The sequence below is a fragment of the Pleurocapsa sp. FMAR1 genome (genome assembly GCF_963665995.1).
Taxonomy (GTDB): domain Bacteria; phylum Cyanobacteriota; class Cyanobacteriia; order Cyanobacteriales; family Xenococcaceae; genus Waterburya.
On the sequence record NZ_OY762512.1, the window covers coordinates 2,412,357 to 2,433,796 of the forward strand.

16 protein-coding genes and 2 pseudogenes are annotated in these 21,440 nt (G+C 38.9%); 11 read left to right on the forward strand and 7 right to left on the reverse strand.

The annotated features are described in order from the left end of the window. Positions 1 to 127: 127 nt before the first annotated feature. From SLP02_RS26650 to SLP02_RS11685, 8 genes and pseudogenes are all read left to right on the forward strand, one after another. Positions 128 to 211, forward strand: a pseudogene (locus tag SLP02_RS26650) (transposase); the annotation flags it as partial. Between the two features lie 218 nt (positions 212 to 429). After that, a complete protein-coding gene (locus SLP02_RS11655; RefSeq protein WP_319420824.1) occupies positions 430 to 555 on the forward strand; it encodes a zinc-binding dehydrogenase in 126 nt (41 codons plus the stop codon). A gap of 287 nt (positions 556 to 842) precedes the next feature. Next, positions 843 to 2,381, forward strand: a complete 1,539-nt coding sequence (gene zwf, locus SLP02_RS11660; RefSeq protein ID WP_319420825.1) for a glucose-6-phosphate dehydrogenase — start codon at positions 843 to 845, stop codon at positions 2,379 to 2,381. A gap of 110 nt (positions 2,382 to 2,491) precedes the next feature. Beyond that, positions 2,492 to 2,695: a CDGSH iron-sulfur domain-containing protein gene (locus tag SLP02_RS11665; RefSeq protein ID WP_319420826.1), complete on the forward strand. Its 204-nt coding sequence runs from the start codon at positions 2,492 to 2,494 to the stop codon at positions 2,693 to 2,695. A gap of 80 nt (positions 2,696 to 2,775) precedes the next feature. Further along, complete coding sequence (locus SLP02_RS11670) at positions 2,776 to 3,597, forward strand: HAD family hydrolase (RefSeq protein WP_319420827.1); 822 nt, start codon at positions 2,776 to 2,778, stop codon at positions 3,595 to 3,597. Between the two features lie 190 nt (positions 3,598 to 3,787). Further along, entirely contained in the window at positions 3,788 to 4,360 is a 573-nt protein-coding gene (locus SLP02_RS11675) for a hypothetical protein (RefSeq protein WP_319420828.1), read from the forward strand. A 150-nt stretch (positions 4,361 to 4,510) separates the two neighbouring features. Beyond that, on the forward strand, positions 4,511 to 5,197 hold the full coding sequence (gene rpe / locus SLP02_RS11680) for a ribulose-phosphate 3-epimerase (RefSeq protein ID WP_319420829.1): 687 nt from the start codon (positions 4,511 to 4,513) through the stop codon (positions 5,195 to 5,197). 187 nt (positions 5,198 to 5,384) lie between these two features. Then, the gene (locus tag SLP02_RS11685) at positions 5,385 to 7,286 is read left to right on the forward strand and encodes a GTPase family protein (protein WP_319420830.1); all 1,902 of its coding nucleotides are present in this window, start codon (positions 5,385 to 5,387) and stop codon (positions 7,284 to 7,286) included. Between the two features lie 91 nt (positions 7,287 to 7,377). Here the strand turns inward: SLP02_RS11685 and SLP02_RS11690 are convergent, their stop codons facing one another. The 7 genes from SLP02_RS11690 to SLP02_RS11720 all read right to left on the reverse strand — a co-directional run bounded on the left by SLP02_RS11690 (position 7,378) and on the right by SLP02_RS11720 (position 12,994). Then, positions 7,378 to 7,854, reverse strand: a complete 477-nt coding sequence (locus SLP02_RS11690; RefSeq protein ID WP_319420831.1) for an orange carotenoid protein N-terminal domain-containing protein — start codon at positions 7,852 to 7,854, stop codon at positions 7,378 to 7,380. A 45-nt stretch (positions 7,855 to 7,899) separates the two neighbouring features. Continuing rightward, complete coding sequence (locus tag SLP02_RS11695; RefSeq protein ID WP_319420832.1) at positions 7,900 to 8,463, reverse strand: type 1 glutamine amidotransferase domain-containing protein; 564 nt, start codon at positions 8,461 to 8,463, stop codon at positions 7,900 to 7,902. 167 nt (positions 8,464 to 8,630) lie between these two features. Further along, the gene (locus SLP02_RS11700; protein WP_319420833.1) at positions 8,631 to 9,149 is read right to left on the reverse strand and encodes a DUF6658 family protein; all 519 of its coding nucleotides are present in this window, start codon (positions 9,147 to 9,149) and stop codon (positions 8,631 to 8,633) included. 328 nt (positions 9,150 to 9,477) lie between these two features. Further along, positions 9,478 to 10,758: an acetate/propionate family kinase gene (locus SLP02_RS11705; protein ID WP_319420834.1), complete on the reverse strand. Its 1,281-nt coding sequence runs from the start codon at positions 10,756 to 10,758 to the stop codon at positions 9,478 to 9,480. A gap of 100 nt (positions 10,759 to 10,858) precedes the next feature. Continuing rightward, positions 10,859 to 11,470, reverse strand: coding sequence for a histidine phosphatase family protein (locus SLP02_RS11710; RefSeq protein WP_319420835.1), 612 nt, complete (start codon positions 11,468 to 11,470; stop codon positions 10,859 to 10,861). A gap of 699 nt (positions 11,471 to 12,169) precedes the next feature. Beyond that, positions 12,170 to 12,514, reverse strand: a complete 345-nt coding sequence (locus tag SLP02_RS11715) for a DUF433 domain-containing protein (RefSeq protein ID WP_319420836.1) — start codon at positions 12,512 to 12,514, stop codon at positions 12,170 to 12,172. Between the two features lie 159 nt (positions 12,515 to 12,673). Further along, positions 12,674 to 12,994 (reverse strand): DUF5615 family PIN-like protein, encoded by a 321-nt coding sequence (locus SLP02_RS11720; RefSeq protein ID WP_319420837.1) that lies wholly within the window; start codon positions 12,992 to 12,994, stop codon positions 12,674 to 12,676. 325 nt (positions 12,995 to 13,319) lie between these two features. Here SLP02_RS11720 and SLP02_RS11725 point away from each other — a divergent pair, with 325 nt between their 5' ends. From SLP02_RS11725 to SLP02_RS11735, 3 genes and pseudogenes are all read left to right on the forward strand, one after another. Further along, positions 13,320 to 14,672 (forward strand): restriction endonuclease-related protein, encoded by a 1,353-nt coding sequence (locus SLP02_RS11725; RefSeq protein WP_319420838.1) that lies wholly within the window; start codon positions 13,320 to 13,322, stop codon positions 14,670 to 14,672. Then, a pseudogene (locus tag SLP02_RS11730) lies at positions 14,662 to 18,123 on the forward strand (hypothetical protein). The gene SLP02_RS11725 and the pseudogene SLP02_RS11730 overlap by 11 nt, the downstream one beginning before the upstream one ends. A gap of 50 nt (positions 18,124 to 18,173) precedes the next feature. Further along, positions 18,174 to 21,329: an RNaseH domain-containing protein gene (locus SLP02_RS11735; protein WP_319420839.1), complete on the forward strand. Its 3,156-nt coding sequence runs from the start codon at positions 18,174 to 18,176 to the stop codon at positions 21,327 to 21,329. Positions 21,330 to 21,440: the final 111 nt, after the last annotated feature.

The window sequence follows — 21,440 nt, forward strand, 5'->3', positions numbered from 1 at the left end:
GACGCAAAGGCGCAAAGTGTTTTTTCAAGAACATGAAAGTAATTTAGATTTATAGCAATCAGAAATCAAATATGAGAAAGTAAAAATAAAAGGCTGAAAACTAAAAGTTGAAGAATTAAATACTTTTATAGAGTCTAATGCAGAGCCAAGAGAATTAAAAAGAGCGCTCGCCGTTAAAATGACGCTCCAAGGTTACAGGCATCAAGAAATTATCGATGGTCGTGGCGTTGACCGTATAATTAAAGTCGTAGGACTTGCGACTATAAACCGATCGCTGCGCGCAGTCGCCAACGGTGGTTAAATCGTCCTGGTCGGGTTCTTGGGCAAAGAGAACCCAGGAATGGATTACTTTCAACTGATGCAAAGTGGAGCGTTTATCCGCTCGGTTTCCGTTGGCGATCTCGCCAACCTCGAAGATCTGTTAAAGCTATGAAAACGAACAGTTTAGAGCCAGTCATCGACCGAACCTTTAAGTTTCAAGATGCAAAAGAGGCATTTTCTTATCTTGAAAACGGCAGTCATTTTGGAAAAATCGTCATTCAGGTACATTGCTAAACTTCTTTCAAATTCTCAGTAATTGTCTATTGTCAATTTTTAATCGCCACGTGAGCAAATTGAATTAAAAAAAGCAAGATTAGACAAATTAAAGCAATAAAAGAGAAGAACTGCTCGGCAATATTTTGTATGTTGTAATTATTGAGCAATCTTGATCGCTGCGATCGCTATACACCTAATTTTCATTTAGTTAAAGCTTTGGCAGCAGTTTTCAATTGGATAATATATGCAGAAGTTAAAAGCTAATAGCTGACCATCAACAGCAGTTTTCAAAGGAAAAGTTAACTATGATTAGTACAGCACCAAGATGTCAAACTGAAATTGAGCAGCCTGAGCCTGCTTCTCCTTGTGCGATCGCCATTTTTGGCGCAGCAGGAGATTTAACCAAACGTCTGTTGATGCCAGCGTTATACAATTTGGCTAAATCTGGTTTATTGCCCAAAGAGTTCGCTATTATCGGCGTAGCACATACGGATTTAAGTAGCGATGAGTTTCGCACTCAAATGAGTCGGGATATCAAGGAGTTTGCTACCCAAGAAGTAGATAGCGATATCTGGAACTGGATTAACGAACGCTTGGATTATCTCCAGGGTGATTTTAAAGATCCTAATACCTATTTAGAGCTACAAAAACGTTTATCTGGGGTAGATAAGGAGAAAGGAACAAGCGGTAATTACTTGTTTTACTTAGCAACATCCCCCAGCTTCTTTAAACCCATTGTTGAAGGTCTGGGCAAAGCCAAATTAACCAAAGAATCTGACGAACAATGGCGTAGAGTAATTATTGAAAAGCCTTTCGGACAAGATTTAGATTCTGCTCGTAGTCTCAATCAAGATATTTTTAAAGTCTTAGACGAAAACCAAGTTTACCGTATCGACCATTATTTGGGCAAAGAAACCGTGCAAAATCTAATGGTTTTTCGTTTTGCCAATGGAGTGTTTGAACCGATCTGGAATCGCAACCATATCGACCACGTTCAGATTACGGTATCCGAAACCGTGGGGGTAGAAAAGCGGGGTAACTATTACGACCAAGCAGGTGCGCTGAGGGACATGATTCCCAATCATTTGTTTCAACTACTGGCATTAACCGCAATGGAAGCACCTACCTGTTTTGCAGCCGATGCAGTACGAGACGAAAAAACCAAGCTGTTTCATGCAGTACAGGCGATCGCGCCTGAAGAGGTTGATAACTATGCAGTACGAGGACAATACGACCAAGGACAGGTAGGGGACAAAGAGGCAAAAGCTTACCGCGATGAACCCAGAGTCGATCCTGACTCTAATACCGAATCCTATGTAGCACTCAAGCTATTAATCGATAATTGGCGTTGGGCGGGAGTACCTTTCTATTTAAGAACGGGTAAATATATGCCCCAGCGCACTACAGAGATTGCGATTCAGTTTAAGCAAGCACCTTTTACTATGTTTAAAGATACGCCAGTTGAATGTCTGACTCCTAATTTTCTTCTGATCCAAATTCAACCCAAAGAAAGAATTTCTTTGCAAATTGGGGCAAAAGTTCCAGGACCAAAAGTAAATATCGACGGCGTAGAAATGGACTTTTCCTACAAAGATCGTTTTGGTGCTGCTCCCCAAACTGGCTACGAAACCCTGATCTATGACTGCTTAATTGGCGATGCCACTCTGTTTCAAAGAGCGGACAACACCGAAGCAGCCTGGAAGATTGTCGATCCCATACTTGAAGCTTGGAAGCAAAATAAAGCCGATTTTCCTAACTATACTGCTGGAACTTGGGGTCCAAAATCGGCAGATGAGTTGCTAGAACGAGATGGTCGTCAGTGGCGAGTCATGTCTGTTGAGTAGGAAGTAACGAGTAACAAGTAGAGAGTTATAGGAAACTTTTCTCTGAATTTTACAGTAAGTCTAATCAAAAATTGCACTAATTAATTTAACAATTAAAAAAGGAGAATACTATGTCAGATCTAACCATTCAAGCTAAAGATAATGGTCCTTTTATTGTCAAAGGAGATGTCTCTATTACCGACGGTAGTGGACAAGCTTTTGAAACCAAAGACCATATAGCTCTTTGTCGCTGTGGAGTTTCCTCAAACCGACCTTTCTGCGATGGTACTCATGCCAAAATCGGTTTTGAAGCAGCAGAAAAAGCCTCTGAATAAAAGTAGCTTAGAAAATATGGCGATCGCGCGACCCGTAGCCGAGCGATCGCCTTTCTGAAAACATTACACAATTTAAAACAATGAACAAAGCTGCCGACAAATCAACTAAAGTTTCCTTAGTAGTCGCTGACGTAGATGGAACGTTAGTCACCCCTGATAAAGTATTAACCGAACGCGCCTGTGCTGCGGTCAAGAAACTACACGATGCCGACATTCTGTTCGCCATCACTAGCGGACGACCACCTTTGGGTATGAAAATGCTGGTTGAACCGCTAAATCTAAAAGCACCTATTGGTGCATTCAATGGCGGAATATTTCTCAACCCCGACTTTTCAGTTATCGAACAAAATAGTTTGCCCCAAGATGTTACCGAACAGGCAATTTCTCTTATTAGAGAGCATAACTTAGATGTTTGGATTTATCTAGAAAAAGACTGGTACGTTCAGGACAAAAATGGTTCTCATGTAGACCGCGAAAGCAATACCGTGAAGTTTAAGCCTACTGTCGTTGATAACTACAATGACTTACTGAGTGATGTAGTCAAGATTGTGGGCGTTAGTGATGACCTAGATGCAGTAGCAAAATGCGAAGCTGCTACTCAAAAGGCATTGGGCGATCGCGCCTCTGCTTCTCGTTCTCAGCCTTATTATCTTGATATTACCCATCCTCAAGCCAATAAGGGAACTGTAGTTAAACGTCTTTCAGAAATACTTGATATTCCTCTAGCAGAAATTGCCACTCTCGGCGATATGCCCAATGACGTACCGATGTTCGAGCTTAGTGGCATGAGTATTGCAATGGGCAATTCCAGTGAAGATGTGCAAAACCAGGCAACATATACGACTGATTCTTATACAGAAGAAGGTTTTGCCAAGGCGATCGAGAAGTTTATTTTGAACTAAAGAAAACCCCAATTGAATAAGGGTCAAAAAATTTGGGCAAGATTTGACTAGCTTTGAGCAACAAAAGAGAAGCAACTGCCAAGCAGAAATCGTAACCTTGAGTTATAAATACTTATCAGCTAGAACCTACAAAAAAATTAAATCAAAGGTTTTGGCAAGCTTGTTAAATTAATTCATCAACTTTTTAATCATGATTTCACGCAATAAAAACTTATTATTAGGTGGGGCGGTTTCTTTATTTCTTTTAGGCTCAACTGTCCCCGCGATTGCCTTGAGTAGAGAACCAAGCCAATATATCGCCCAAAGCAGAACTATTGAAGCCAGAAGCGCGCAAGAAAAAACTCTTTATCTCAACAACAATCGTGTCTATTACTATGATTTGATTGCTACTCAAAGTGGCACAATTGGTAATGTTACCGTTCCTGTGGGTGCAACCATTGAAGGAAAATACGTTCCTACCGAAGGTGGGCTACGATATGTTGCTCAGAATGTAACCTATGGCAAATATACCTATCCCGTCAATGCAGAATCTCAAACTTTAGCAGATGTCAAAGATCCCCGTGATACATCGGCAGGTTCGGTAGCTGAAGATGCAGGAATTGGTGCTGCTGGTGGTGCAGTTTTAGGTGAATTATTTGGCGGGAAAATAAAAGTAGGAGAAGCCCTTGGTGGTGCTGCTGCGGGCGCTGCGGTGGGCAACATTACTGCCGATCGCGTTGTGGTAGTCAAGCCAGATGATTCGATAACTTTGTATAACGAATAATTGCCGATGAGAAAAAAATCAACTTTGAACTGCCAGCTAACGTCAAAACTATACATAATATAGCAGGAATCCTGGGAGGAATTGGGCGATTTAGATAATCCACATCCCAGCCATAAAAATACTACTAACTTTATTTCAGCAGTAAAAACAATGGCACATAATAATCAAATTAAGATCGAACCGTCAATTTTATCTGGCAACTTTGCCTATTTAGGTAAAGCAGTAGAAGAAGCTCAAGCCGCAGGAGCAAAAGGAATTCAAATTGATATTATGGATGGGCAGTTTGTGCCAAACATTTCTTTTGGCTGGGATACGGTAGCGGCGATCCGTCCTCTAACTGATATGTTTCTCGACGTTCATCTAATGATTGTTGATCCTGGGCGATTTATAGAAGACTTTGTTAAAGCTGGTGCCCATCGCTTAATCGTGCATCAAGAAAGCTGTACCCATCTGCATCGAGTCTTATCCTCAATTAAAGAGTTAGGTATAGAAGCAGGAGTAACTATTAATCCTGGTACTTCCATAGATGCAGTTATTCCCGTTCTCGATCTAGTAGATTTAGTCCAGATTATGACCGTAAATCCTGGCTTTGGCGGTCAATCTTTTATTCACTCTCAGTTGGATAAAATTCGCTATCTCAAACAGATCTTCAAAGAGCAAAATCTTGATGTAGCAATCGCCGTTGATGGAGGGATTCATCTTGAAACTGCACCCTTAGTAGTAGAAGCAGGGGCGACTGTTTTGGTAGCGGGTTCGAGCGTTTATAATTCTAATGCTTCTGTCAAAGATAACTTAGCTAATTTATACGCAGCTATAGAGAAAAAATCAAAATCATGAAAGATAATCATAGTCATCAAAGAAAATATGTGTCATAAATATAGCGATTTGCAGGTTTGAGAGGGATAGCAGCAGTGGGCGAACCAGTTACGCAAATGCTTTGGATTCATTAAAAAAACAAATATGCTTTGTTAAAAATCTCGCTAGGATAAAAGCAGATATTAAGCTCTAAGGCAGAGGAAAAGCAATGAAATCCATTAAACCTTGGCAGGTAGTAATTTTAATCTTGCCGATCGCAACTATCGTAATTTTTCTATTAGTTGCAGCAGGTTCACAAATTCATAATTGGCGTATTAATTGGATTTGGGGTGTCGTGGTCTTAGTATTTGTTCTCTGGCGATGGTTACTGGTGAAGTGGACAAAGCCTTTAGCTGAGATTCAGGAGGCGATAGACGAAATTAATCAGGAGTTATCACAAGAGCCAGAGTTAGAAGCAGCAGGAAGTAGGGAAAAGCAATTACAAGCTTCTTTAGAACAAATTATTGCTAAAACCAGAGCAGATGAACCAGTTTGGGAAGATTGGCAGACTTTTTGGCAACGGTGTCAAGAGTTGTTAGCTGCGATCGCCCATGTATATAATCCCAATGTTAAACGTCCTCTGCTTAATATTTATATTCCCCAAGCTTACGGCTTGATCCGTGGGACGGTAGACGACACGGATCGCATGATGCAAAAGCTTTCCCCTGTTTTAAACCGAGTTTCCATCGGACAGGCTTATGAAGCTTATGAAGTGTACCGTAGACTAGAGCCATCGGCGCGAAAATTAGGTCAGGTATTTAATTGGTCACAATGGTGGCTCAATCCCGCAGCAGCAGTAGCCAATCAAGCCACCAAAAAATTTAGTAATCAGGCAAATCAGGAATTATTGCTTAATTTGGGTCAATTAATGCGAGAAACGGCATTAAAGAATTTGGCACAACAGGCGATCGCGCTTTATGGTGACGAAACTATTACTATTCCTGAAGTCGCACCTAGTTATGCCTTGCCCAAAACCGAAACCCAAACTCTCAAACAAATATTAGAATCAGCCCAATCACCCCAAGAAGTAGATCGAAAGCCTGTCAATATTATTTTAGTTGGGCGTACTGGGGCGGGGAAAAGCAGCTTAATTAATACTCTTTTTCAAGCCGACAAAGCGGAAGTAGATGTTTTGCCCAGTACCGATAAAATTCAAAACTATCGTTGGCAAACTCCTAGCAAAGAAGTTTTAAATTTGTTAGATACTCCTGGTTATGAACAGGTAAATCATCCTGAATTGCGGGAACAAGTTTTAGACTATGCAGCTACAGCAGATTTACTTTTACTGGTAACTCCCGCTCTCGATCCTGCTTTACAAATGGATCTTGATTTTCTAGAAACCTTGAAAAAAGAGCTTCCTGATTTAAGTGCCGTGGGAATAGTTACCCAAGTCGATCGCCTGCGCCCAATTCGTGAGTGGAATCCACCTTATAACTGGCAGGAAGGGACGAAACCCAAAGAAAAATCTATTCGAGAAGCAACTGTTTATCGTGCTGAATTACTGGGAAATATCTGCGATTTAATTTTACCAATAGTCACAGAAGATCGGACAAACAATCGTTTTGCTTGGGGTGTAGAAGCTTTGTCTTTGGAGTTGATTCAGGCGATCGCACCAGCTAAACAGCTTCGTTTAGCAAGATTTTTGCGAAATTTGGAAGCTCGCAGCCAAGCAGCAGCAAAAATCATCGATCGCTATACTCGTCAAATGGCAACCAGTCAGGGTTTAACTGCCTTTCTAAAAAGTCCCGTACTGCAATTTATTTCGACTATGACTACAGGAAATCCTGCTCTGGCCTATGTTTTAGCAGAGCAAATTCCTGTAGAAGAGTTACCCATAGTCATTGGTAAATTACAAATGGCTTATGACCTATATATGTTGCTCAACGATGAACCTAATCTGGGCAACTTCGATTTACGTTCTTTATGGTCTTTGTTATTAGACGACAATAAAGCAAAAAATCTCAACACCTGGGCTTTTGGTCACGCTTTAGTAGAATATTGGACTAAAAATCTTAATTCTGCACAACTGCGCGATCGCTATCAATTTTATCTGCAACAAAAACCATCTTAAATAACGTGAGTTTAAACATCACGCATTTACCAACGCCAGAACATAAAAGGAGATCTCTCTACAGGGAGATCTCCTTTTAAAATAGAAGAATTTAGACTTTTTCTTCAGTACTTTGTGCTGCACCAAGACCAACTACATCCTTGATAAAGACTAGCTTATTAGTAAAATCTAATTCTTTAACAGAGTCTAATAGTTGCTGTGCATCGGGGGATAACTGATAGTCATCGGGTACTTGAACTGCATTACCTCTTTCCATTTCTGATGCCAGACAGTACCAGAAAAAGAGTTTTTGATTGGAAGAATACTCTTTGTAAGTTTGAAATTCTGCCCTGTCTTTACCAATGATCAGATCGCGCTGCACCTGTAGTTGGTCTTCAGGAGACATTTGCTTGACTTGCTCGATTAAACCTGACGACTTTTCTAGATTTTCATCGGGACGTTCTGCTTCGGGAGTTATATTCTCTTTAACAAAATCTCGGTAGACATACCAAAGAACTGCCAACTGTTCGTCTATATCTAGAGAATGAAGATGATAAACTTTTTGTTCGGCTGCTGATTGAGAACTCATAAAATACTTCTTACTTGTTGTTGGGAAAATGGTTGAAATTTGTCTTTAAGCTGATTGAGACTTGACTTTTTGGCTGGAAAATAAAGCGATCGCAGTATTGATAAATGCTGGTAGATCATCGGGGTTGCGACTGCTAACTAAATTACCGTTTATTACCACTTCTTGGTCCACCCAGCTTGCACCTGCGTTTTTTAGATCGGTTTTAAGTGAAGGCCAAGATGTAATTATACGTCCTTTGACCACATCGGCCTCAATCAGCGTCCAAGAACCATGACAGATAGCTGCAACTGGTTTGTCTGCCTCAAAAAAAGCTTTAATAAACTTGACGGCTGTTTCATTTGTCCTTAACTGATCTGGATTTGCTACACCGCCAGGAAGCAATAGTGCATCATAATCTTCAGGATTAGCTTTGTCTAAAAGCAAATCAACTGCAAATTCATCTGCTTTATCAAAGTGATTCCAACCGCGCACCTGTTCCTCCATAGGAGAAATAATATAGGTGCTTGCACCTTGATCATTAAAGGCTTGACGAGGCTGAGTCATTTCTACTTGTTCAAAACCGTCAGCGACTAAAATAGCGATGTTTATTCCTTCTAATTCTTGTGACATAGTTATTTTTCTCCTTGTATTTCGATAATTTGATTACAACTACTGAAGTAATGAAGCGACTTGGATTGCAGACCTAGCATCGGCATCTAAGGCTACAATCTAGCCGAACGGCTTGAAGCACCAAGAGTAAACTGCTTTAACTGTTGTTACTGTCTTAACTGTTATGATTAGTTAGCTGAAAAATTGGCAGCATCATCAAACATTTGTTTGGTTCTTTCTAAAAGCTTGTTGTCAGGATCGCTGCGATCAATAGCTGTTTGTTTAACCGCAGGAATTTGACTAGGATCTTTTAATGCTCTTTGTCTCTGAGGACTAACGAATTCATCGACACTGTTCAAAGACTTGACTTCATCTGAGTCTGAATAGAGTAATCCCTCTACTTGATTATCATTGGTGGGATAGCTAGTTTCGCTCTTATTTGCTGTTGCCAAGAGCGATTCGGCTGGTAAGTTTGTTTGATCCTGAACTTTATTTAATTTAGAATCATTAACAGGAGATTTATATTGGCTCATACCATCTCCACCTGCTTTGTGAGGATTGTTTTGTCCGCCGAGTTGAACAGGGGGAACGTTCGGACGCGCACCTTGTTTATCGCCACTATTACAAGCTGTGGTGAAAAATATAAAAGTTACTAGAACGAAAGCACTAGCAATTTTCTTAATTTGTAGTTTTTTGACAATATTCATAAATTTGGTTCTTAGTTAATTTCTGTTGTGAGATGATTTTTTGAAGTGCAATTTTTACGTAAACACGACATTAAACGTCTCAATAATTAAAATTTATCTAGATTTTTTATAGATGGCTTCTAACTAAAGTTGCATATCAAAGATTATTAATTACTGATTACATCACGACAAATAGCTGAACACCTGATTTCTTGCTATAGAGCGATCGCAAGCTGGCTGATGGTCGGATTGAACGAGAGGGGTGCTGGGGTCATACTAAATCCCAATCGGATTTAGTATTAGATGTGGAAGTGCGCCTTTGTCCAATCGAGTTATTGAGTCTAAATGTTTATTTGCTGCTTTTAACTGCGATCGCCTCTGCTGACATTACTTCTTTAGCTGCGGTCGCAATTGCCCAATCTTCTTGAGTATGAATTACTAGTATTTGTACCTGAGAATTTTTGGTAGAAATATTAGTATCGACAGGATCGGCATCATTTTTAGCTAAATCTAGCTGCAAGCCTAAATAAGATAGACCTCCACAGGTTTGTTCCCGCAGCAAACTCTGATTTTCTCCTGCCCCCGCGGTAAATACCAAGGCATTTAAGCCGTCAAGACTGGCAACCATTGCACCGATAGCTTTTTTGAGGCGATGAAGATAAATGTCATAAGCTAACTGTGCTTGAGTATTACCGTTACTCATTGCTTTGGCGATCGCTCTTAAGTCGTTGGATACGCCACTTACTCCCTTTAAACCAGACTCTTTATTGAGTACTTGGTTAATTTCTTCTACATCCATTCCATATTCCTGCATCATATAGATAATAATCTGCGGATCGATTGAACCGCAGCGTGTACCCATCATCAATCCTTCTAAGGGAGAAAATCCCATCGTGGTATCGATACAGATGCCGTCTTTAATAGCAGCTAAAGAACAGCCATTGCCTAAGTGACAAGTAACTATTTTGAGAGAATCTAAGGGCTGTTGTAAGATTTGGGCAGTACGCTGGGCGCAATACTGATGGGAAATACCGTGAAAGCCATAGCGTTGTATTCCCTGTTCATAATATTTATAGGGTATCGGGTAAACTTTAGCAGGTTCGGGAATTGTAGTATGAAAAGCCGTATCAAAAACTGCTATTTGGGGTATTTTGGGTAATATTTTCTCAATGGTATTAATTCCTTCGAGATTAGCAGGATTATGACTGGGGGCAAGAGGAATCAGATCGGCGATCGCACTTTTTACATCAGCATCGATCTTCACAGGCTGGCTATATTTTGCCCCACCATGAACCACTCGATGACCAACTACATCGATCTCATCAAGACTGTCTATAACCTTGGTTTCTCCTTCAATTAAAGTATTCAAGAGGATTTCTAAAGCCGTCTCACGATTTTCTAGCTTGATTTCTTGTTCGATATTATTGCTCTCAACGGTAAGAATGCCTCCTTCTTCCGATCCTGTCCAATCGATATCCGCCTCCCACAACGGTTCTAGGGGATTCTCTAGGATAGATTTCCCAACACCGCGATTAGAGATGGTGAGGAGACCTCGCCCTCTCTCGCGGTCAAAATCGTAAAGACAACTTTTTTGGCTGCTAGAACCCGCATTGAAAACTAAAACAAGCATGATTGGATGATGACTAATTACGATTATTAATGGTGGGCATTAAGAACATTGCAAATTTAAAAACATAATTTATTTTTTTGCCCACCCTACTATCTAATTACTAATTTAAATGAGAGCGATCGCATAACTTCTTAAGCAATGGACCGTGGGCGGTAAGCTCCACCAGGCTAATTGCCGCTACGGGCATATCAAGGCGATCGCGGTAATGTCCGACATCAATTCCTAATAAAGAACATAACATAATCCGAATTGTGGCTTTATGGGACACGATCAATATATTTCCACTCTGATAAGTCTGCTCTATTTCTTCAATTACCTTTGAACTACGGCGAGCAATATCAACTGCTCTTTCTCCCCCTGGAGGTGCATTCCATCCAGGTTCGGACTGCCAGCGTAGATAATCATCATGAAATTGACGATTAACATCTGCCTGAGATTTACCTTCCCATTCGCCAAAATCTATTTCTTTCAATTCCCTTCTTAGCAGCATTTCCATTCTTAGCAAATCGCATAAAGGTTTGGCGGTAGCAATGGTGCGACGCATCGGACTACAGAAAATGGTTTTCCAAGGTATAGACTGATAAGCCACAGCAAAGTCTTTTGCCATAACTATTCCTTCTGAAGTTAACTCAACATCAGAAGATCCACAAAATTCGTCTGTCTTGCTAGCGACGGTTTCGCCATGTCGAAGAAAATAAAGGTTTAAAGTCATTAATTGTTAAGCAATAATTAGCTTCTTTATAATTTATAGGTTCGTCTATCACGGATACCGCTTCGCGACACGGAGGGCGAAAAAGCATTGCGGGGGTTTCCCCCGTTGAGCTTATTGAGTAAGAAGTTAGTCCTTTAGGACATATAGGTATTCACTTTTCTATCAGGGATGCCTCTATGCGTATATAGCTTTCAGCTTAATATCTCTTGAAGTATAACTATGTTCAAATCCCTTAATAAACACTAATATCTATATCGTTTATGTCATTCGATTTTTGTAGATTTACTTTGTGAAGTAAATCTGTTTACAATTTTGCCAAATGCTATTTTTTACTCTAGGGCAATTACTATCCTATTGATGTGTGTCAATATACAGTGTAAATAATGTTGCACTTGAAGAATAAGCGATCGCACTTCATTTTCTCTCTATTCATCCTTTAGCTACCATTTTTTCAGCTAATAACTTTGATAAGACAACCAAATATATTTTCGGCATTGCACAGTTTCGGAATGATTCTGAATAAAGAAGATTAATGATTCCCCTCGTCTTTTAGTCTCCCAGTCCCCTAGTTAAACCTAACCATCTCACAATGATGCAACGCCATATTTTCAATCTGTTGACCAAGTAAAAAGCAAAAGTCTTGTTTGTCTCCAGTTAATAAATGAGTACATCTTCAAGCGATACCAACGGCAATACTTTCTAGTAAAGATTCTCATCCTTGATTTGTTGAGATAATAAACGAGAACGAATTAAACTCATATCAGATTGAGTCAAATTGATACGCTGCTTTACAGATTCGGCTAACTCTTCTCTCTGATTTAAATATTCTTCTACTGAATCTTTATTTTTAAGATAGTAAGCGATCGCTCCATAAGTATCAGATAAAGTCAAAGTTGAGTAGCTATCGACAATAGATTCGGCAGAGGCATCATCTTGAAAAGCTCGAATCACTATTTCTAACAAAACTCTCGAATTACCTACTCTAATTGCGCCAGTATTATCTTCTTCACGTGGTGGCTTATCACTTTTTAAAATAAGGTTCATAAACTATCTGCATCATTCACGCTTTCAGCATAATTATAAATTTTAACTTAATGTTTTGAAACAGGTGAGATTGCTATTAGACAAATTACAATCGTAATCTTAATTTATTTTTTTGGCAAAAAGTAAGAACAATCAGGGTATATATAAAACCTTTCTGTTTCATTCTTCTGGCTCACTATATACCGTGTAGAGTAGTAACTCATCAATGGCTTGTTTTATAGAAAGACGATCATTAACTACAAACAATCCTCTCATCACCTCTTCTTTTGCCACACGTTCATAAGCAAAGTCGGGCATGGTTGCGCGATCATAAGTGATAACAATGCGTTTGTTGTCAGCAGCCCAGGATAAAATTGTTGAATCATCGAGTTCTTGCAAACCTACATCTTGAAACCGAAGTAAGTCGAGATCGGGTTGGCGCAAAAATAGTCCTCGAATTATGTTGCCGTCGAAATTTTCATCGCTTAACAAGCTCAACATATCTAACAAAAATATTTTCCGTAGTCCAGATGTTTTTACAACAGCTTTTGACTTACACAACCCGATTATAGTTGCCGAGAATAAATTTGTCACCTTATAATGTTTACATCAATTGGTGTAAAAAATGGATTTCGACGATATTAGAGATTGGCAAGGTACGGCGGAAAATCTTTTGGAAAAATTATAGCATAAAATCAAACAGCTAAATTTATCAGTTGAACCCCCTGCTGTCAGGACAATTCGTTCATGGAGAGGTAAAAAGCTTTTATCTCAACCGAAAGGGAAAAAATTTGGCTTTCGTCAAGTATTAGAAGGATTAGTAACTTTGCAGTTGTTGAAAAAAGGTTGGACTTTAGTTGCGATCGCCGAAGTATTGTCTTCTCTCAACGACAAAGAATTGGAACAACAAATTTTAGCGATAAAAGACGGCGAAAAATCTGAGAACGATCAACAATTATCTTTGTTTCCCCTTCAGCAAAACAAAAACAATCTTACTTTAGCTGAAGATGCTGTAATTCTTTTAGCTCAAGGGATTTTGGGACAATACGATCGCGTTCTTATGGGTAGAAAAATTGTTAGACAGGATGACAAATTACCTTCAGAATTATATTCAGCAATGTGTAAAATTGGTCGTTTGTATCTAGAAGAAGGAAAATGCGATCGCGCTGCTTGTGTTCATGATGTATTGGAGCGTTCTCGATTTAGTTTGAATACTTATAAAAAATGGGATTTGAATATCTTTCGCGATTCAGAATTTCGCTTTGGTAATGTCCAATTGATTTATTCAGACTTACGAGTACCAACAGTAGATTGTGCTGATATTGCTAATCTTTCAGGAGGCTTTGGTGAGGATCAAGTTATCGAATATAAACTGTACCAATCAATTAAAATTGCAACTGAAAGTTTGGGAAGAAAGAAGCAACACAAAGCATACACTGCAATCAGAGAATTATTAGGGAGGCGATGGCTGATTAGAGAAAGAGAGCTTTTGGATTATTTAGAAGAAAAAGATTTGACACCGCGACAAGAAACAGTCCTTGAATTTTTTAATTCCGTTCCCGAAATTTGGTTGATCAATAATTGTGCGAATCGTTGCTATCACTGCGGGACTTTAATGCGACCTCATCACAATCGAGATCGCTATCCTCAAGGCTATTGTCCGATTCATCAATGTAACAGTAAATATCCGCCACAGGTGGGAGAGAAATTAAATCCAGAAGACGGTCGATTGTTAGTGGCAAAACCACAAATACTAGCTTATTGGACTGCGCCTGCGATCGATGAATTAGCGATTTTTGATGAGGCAACAAATAATGATTTGGATGCAGAATTATATCCCGAATCAGATCTATGTGATGTGGCAATTGGCGATCGCAACCTCGACAGTTCCTTCAAGTCGGGAGACCCGCCCAACGGACTGTCTCGCAATATTGGTATAGATGCCAAATCTTATCGCAGTCCCGTACTACTAGCACTAAAGCTCAATCGCAGTATCGGTGGACTAATTCATTACAAAAAGCGAATCGTCGCCATTACCGACGAATTAATTGAAGACTGTCCTGGCTATTTTTCTACTTTGCGTTCTTTGCTGGATGAAAAAAAGGAGACTAAAGGCTTGCAGATCATGTCCGTATCTTCAGTTATTGAAAACATAGAGGAGGGTTACTATGCGAGTTAAATATGATTTTTGGAAGGGATATGATCGCATTGGTTGGCTTTGCGTGCTGATGGAAGAATTTATCGGTGTAAATTCTTTAAAAAATTCTTCTGTGATTATGTCTGGAATGGCAAGTGTTTATAATGCGCCGAATTTAGAACGCGCACGACAGGCAATTTTTAATTTGCGTTAGATGTCTCTAAGCTATGTCACCAAAAACTCTCTGGAATATGCGATAGCTCTTTATATCGACGATCATTACCGAAAAGGGACTCAAGGGGTTTATCAGATAGATGGTGAAACACTAAAGTTTGAAAGAACTGATTTTTTAGAAGATTCTAATATTGCCAAGGCAAAAGAAATCCTTGCTGCACCGATGGAGTATAAGACTCATAATCAAATTGTGGCTAATCCTCAAGAAGAAATGGCGGTTGATATTGGTGATTTACAGCGTAAAATTGCTTCAGGAGATTCTGCTACATCAACTCGTTTACCAATAAACCCTATTACTATACCATTGGCTAGTCGCAAGACTCACGATCTCAATCGAAAACCAAGAGGTGATATTTCAATTCCGCTTCAGGAATTACATCAGACAGCAGAAGAAATGGATCGCCAGGATCGAGAGCATCCCGAACGAAGATCTGGCAATTGGACTAAACGTCTGAAACAGTTTGTAGTGAAAGTACCAGAAGCAGATCGCGGTTTACGAGTCGAAAACGAAACGATAAATTTATCGGGAATAAAACACTTGATTGGTTTACCTGGTGCTGGTAAGACCACAATTTTGATGGTGAGTGCTGTCTGGCTGGGAAAAAAGAGTTACAAAGTGATGCTGATTTTTCCTTCTATTGAAGTCGCTAGACGTTACATGGGTGACTTAGAATTTTATGGAGTGAAAGTTGGAATGCTGGTAGGTCAAAACCCTACCACTAGACGTAATCATGCAGACCGTATCGCTGAAACTATAGCTGCATCGGGAGAACAAGGCGGATTTGCCTATACTCTTGACGGTGCTGACTCCTTTGCTTTTAATTGTTTGCTTCCTGCTTATTCTCCCACAGAAACCTCTCTCTGGGGTTTTGGCAATGCACCCTGCAACAGTATTTTGCAAAATTTATCTTCATCCTCTGGAAAAATAAAGCGATGCCTGTGTCCTGTCTGGACAATGTGCGGACGCAATAAAGCACCACGAGATTTGATTGATGCCGACGTTTGGGTCGGTCATATCAGATCGATGGACACCTCCGTACCCTATCACGCAATTGATGAGCAGATTCGTTACTTTGAATTGATGGCTCGAACCTTCGATCTAGTTATCTTTGATGAAGCAGATATGGTTCAGTCTAATTTAGATAGTTATGGACTGTCACAGTTAAACCTTTCTGGTACGGATGACTCCATTCATCGGACTATTCTCAAACAAGTTAACGAACCCTTATCCAGAGATAAAACCTATCTGTTAGCAGATCGCACCATAGAACTATATAGTCGCAACATGGCTGAGTTTGGCAACCACAACACCTTCCTTGTTAGCCTATTGCAGCATATTCCTAAAAGATTAAAAGATCGCTTTGAAAAGCAATTATTGACCGTATCCCAAATAATCACCGAAATCGTAGATGAATTTAAACCCATATCTAAAAGGGACAAACTAAGTAAAGAAGAACAGCAGAAAAGATCGAAAAAAATACGCGCTTTAACTGATGTTTGGACAAGTGCTGCTTATGCAGCATTTTACGATCGCACTGGCACTGATACAACAAAGAAAAGTTTTAATCAGAGCTTTTGTTCAAAAAATTTAGATATAGATACAGATAAACTTGAATCTAACTGGAATGAACTCATTAGTCACTTTCGCCGTTATTTAGCTGAAAATTTAGTCAAAAAACGAGATGAGATTATTGATCGCATTGCTAGTTCGTTTCTAAAAATCTGTTTTCCTGATGGCGATTTTCCTCATCTGACTCGCGAGTCTATTACTCTTTTGGTGGGTATTACCTTCGTTATTTTGGGTTATCAAAGAACCGTCCCCGAAACTAGAACAATGGTTGCGGAGGGATTGATTAAAGAACCGATTTTAAATCCGTCTGTCTCCGATAGCTTGCACCGTTTCACTCCTGAGAATTTAATTGGATTTCTTTCTGGAGTTAAATATCGTTTTTCAGATGCTCGAACTAATCGACATAACTCTAGTAACGTAACTCTTTCCCACGTTACTTTTATGGGTGCGCCTCGGATGTTGATGCACCGCTTCAATCGTTTGTTAGAAGCCGATAGTAGAAAAGATGCACCTGCGGTGTTGATGACTTCTGCTACTTCTTATTTAGAAGCTAGTCCCGCTTATCACATTGATGTAGCTCCAGATTATTTACTCAAACCCAAACCAGATGAAGAGAAAGAAAGTCAAAAAGATAGAGATAAAAGTAAATACGTTTTTCTCCGTTTCCAAGATAAAGACATCAAACACGAATTTAGACCATTGCGCTATAGCGGTGCAGGGGAGGCGAGAAATGAGAACCTTCTCAAGATGGTCGATAAATTAGTGGAAAACGGCGACAATTCTGAAGTTTGGAAAGCGATTAGGAATTTTGATGTTAGAAAAGGTATTCATCGCAAAGCTGCTTTTGTAGTTAATGGCTACAAGCACGTCAGAGCAATTAAACAACATATAGATCGACATTATCCAGAAGTCAGTAAAAGAACTAAGGCGGTTGTGCGCTACCTTGAAGAAGGAGAAAAATCATCAGATTATGTGACTACTTCTCAATGTGAAGCCTTGGGAGATGATGAAAGCTGCAATTTAATAATCTTTCCCATGATGGCTATTGGTCGTGGCGTTAACATTGTTTTTACCAAAGGAGAGAGAGAAAGAGATGCTGCTGTTGGTTCGATCTATTTCTTAACTCGTCCTCACCCTAAAATTGATGACACTCAGCTTTTATCTAGTTTAGCGGGACGAGCTACCCAAGAATTCGATCGCCGTGAGTTTTCTGCAAACGAAGGATTAACAGATATTTTTAATGCTTGGAAAACCGCAAGAAGGCAAACATACAAAAATGTTGGGCGGCTGCTGCGCGAACCATTAATGGCTAGTCGTTTGGGAATAGAACTGTTTGAACCGTTTACCGCTAATCAGATGGTGGCAATTCTACAAACAATTGGGCGTGGTATGCGAAATTCTTGTCCTGTCTCGGTCTACTTTGTCGATGCAGCTTGGGCTATTCAAACGGCTATGGGGAAAACAGATTCTCCTCGCGACAGTATGTTGGTACAAATGCGGGTCATCTTAGAAAAATGTGTCAAATACGATGACCCTGTAATTAAAGAGATATACAAAGAACTCTACCTGGCTTTTCTCGAACCATTAAGGGACATGAAAATTAATTATCCCCCAAATTTATTTCAATCAGAAGATTCAGAGTATGAAGACGACGACTTTGAGGATTTTGACGCTTTCAACGATATGTAGGCAAAGTTCTCTACCTTACTTACCAACAAAATTATTTTCTAATTTGTACTATGACTAAACAAAATTTGCAGGCTAACCAGATAAACGAAAATCAATCGAATCAAAAATTTTATGTGAAATTAGGAACTGAATCTAAAAATAAAGATAAAAAAAGGGTTACTTTAGCTTTCACTATTCCCGACGATCTACAGCCTGTCATAATTGAAGGATTTGCTCTTACCTGGACTAAAGAGGCTTTAGCTAACTTAGCTCAAATTCATAGTGATGTGAGTAAGATTAAAAATTTGCCTTATGCTTCCTTGAGAGGTTTTTTAGAATTTAGATTATCTAATGTATCTCGTATTGAGCCTAGTATGGGGTTAAGTGGTTATACTGTTAGCCAACAAAAACAACAGTCTTTTGCTTTTATTAATGGTGGTAGTAAAAATCAGATTACAAAAGATTTAAAACCAGTTCTCAATGATTGGTTAGAAAATCATCTCGTTCCCTACGGACAAAAAGAAGATGTCTCAGAAGATGCTATTGAAAGATTGAGAGAGTTACAAGCTAAGAATAAATTGCTAGTAATTAAAACATTCAAATCTCAAATATTTCCTTGGGACTGGGATAAAAATAGCGGTACAACTCAGCGCAAAGATATTTTTTCTTTTCCGCAATTTGCCGACCATGTAGCAAGAACAGTTTTAGAAAATAAAAAAACTGAAATGTTCTCAGATTTAGGACAAGTAAAACGAACTATCACCAGCAATGGTGGAATGAGTTCGGGAAAAGTAGAATTGTTAACAAAGCCTATTTGTATAGAAAACAAAGGCTTATTTAGCCTGAAAATTGAATTTGAACTTGTTACTTTTCCTTCTTTGCATCAGCCACTACTAACAATGGATGTTAAGAAAAGACGTTGGCTTAATAGTCTTAAAGAAAATGTTTATAGTACTGGTGGTATCAATGGTTATATATTCTCAAAAAACCATAGCGATCGCGTTTTTAACTTCAAACTAAATCGTCGTAAAAATAATGAAACTAATAAATGGGAATGGCAAGCAGATAGTTCCTTTTCTGTTTTACAAAGAGAATTAAATCTACCGTTAAATGTCTCAAACGCCAGTCAAATAGTTAGAGGAGAAGCAGATACAGATGATTGTCAAGTTCTTTTGACCTACCGCAACGGTATTCAAGACGAAAAAAAACACGGTATTGATGCTGGTGTCCCTCCTAAAGATAAACTGGAAGCTTTTGGAAATATAGCTAAAATTTTAGAACCTCAAGGAATTAGACCCTTTGATGGTTATTCAAAAGTGGAAATCAGTCATCCTGAAGATAAAAATGCTGCTCGAAGCCTTATCAATACTCCTACTGCTTTTCATGAGATTATAGAGAATTTACAAGCAGAAAATGAAGATATTCCTGATGAAGATAAAAAATCTCTTGATGAAATGAGCGATCGCGATATTATCGAATGTTTAAAAGATACTTTTGATTTTGAATTAAGTGAAAAAGGTATTAAAGACCTACGTTTCAAAGAAACCAGCAAAAATAGAAAGAATCAGATTGAAGATTTGGAAACATTATTTAAAGCTAACAAAGAAGCTATTAAGCGACTATATCCAAATGAAACATCATTGCTAATTATTTTCTATGAAAATGAGCGCAGAAGAACTGCTGATTTTTTACAAGTAGTCATCAATATGCTCTGGGGAGAAACAATAGAAATAAAGCTACAGCGACTTCCAGAAAATACTCATGGTGCAAAAGAAACCTTGCCAGGAAGCGAACTAAATAATCAACAAAGAGCAGAATTACGAGTAGCAACCTGGACACCTATAGCTGAACAAATTGCTAAAATAAAACGCCCAAAATTTTGTTTGGTGATGGCAAGAGAATATTATCCTCGTTCAGAAGATGATAAAAATGCTCCCCATGACGACACAGTTAATAAACCTTCAACTTGTAAAGCACTAGCTTCAATTGGTCGTATTTGTGTACAGTTTATTCGTCCACCCGAAATAGCAAAATCAGGAAATACTAAGATACAAGACTTTATCATTCGCGCACAGGCAGCTACTAAAGATTTGATTTGGGCGCATTCAGGTCGAATTGATGATGTACAAGGAAAAGTTACTCGTTACTTTAGTGATATTGAGCTTGAAAATAGACCTCAAGAAATTATTGCTATTACTATTGTTCGTAGAAATGCAGGTAGAACTAGAGGAAGATGGGAAAGTACTTTTATTGCCGTGGCAATTAAAATTAGCGTAGAAACTGGTTTGACTCAAATGTGCTGTTGTTACAAAGATTCTCAAACAAAACAACCTGTCATTACTGATTGGAAACCATTTATTGAAACACTTTTTGATATTTCTAAAATCTCTCCTATATCTCTTGGGGAAAATCGATATTCACAAAGTTTGGGTTTTCAAACATTTGTCAATAAAATTATTTCTGATTCTGTCAATAAAGGTAACAAGCCTATAGTTATGATTGATTCGTCTAATTGCTCCCAACTCTGGGGATGGCTAAGAGACACTGATATTAATTTATCTGATATAGTCCTCGATAAAAAGGGAGGTACAAATATGCAGGAAAATTGGCAGGGAGCAAGAATTGTTCGTATCAGGCAAGAGCTAGCACCTGGAATTGTTGAAGATAAAGTTAAACGTTTAGCAGAAAGTTTTTTAGAGGATACTCGAACTGAAAAAGAGTTGGAAGCAGCTAAAGATAAGCAAATCAAATTATCTGTTCCATCTGGTCAAATTACTGGTTTATATAAACTAGATGTAGAAAATAATACTGGCTGTGTTCCTTATCTCTCAATTGGTAAAAGAAGCACAAATCAACAAAAAAGAGGTGCTAGCTGCTACCAAGAATTTGAGCAAGAAAAAGATTATGAGACTGAAGTTCAAAAAGATAATGATCGGAAAAGCAAACAAAAAGTAACAAACAAAGCTAATTTTCAGTTACAAATTATAGAAACAAAGCTACCACATATTAAGCAATGGTCAACGCCAAATCCTTTAGAGATAGTTGTTGCCTTGCGTCAAGAACAAGACGAGGCAGATAATATAGCTGGCTTAATTGAAGAACTCCGTTATGGATACGGTCATTTCAAAGACTGGACAAAATTGCCAGCACCACTATTCTTTGAGAGAGTTGTAAGAGATTATATCAGCGAATTTACACTGGAAGAAGAGGAAGAAACAGAAGATTAATTGGGAAATGCGATCGCTTTAACCGAATACCCTATTTTCTTATCGCGAAGCTACCCGAAGACATCGCGATCTTCCGAAATACAAAAAGCCACAAACTAGATTTGGATACAG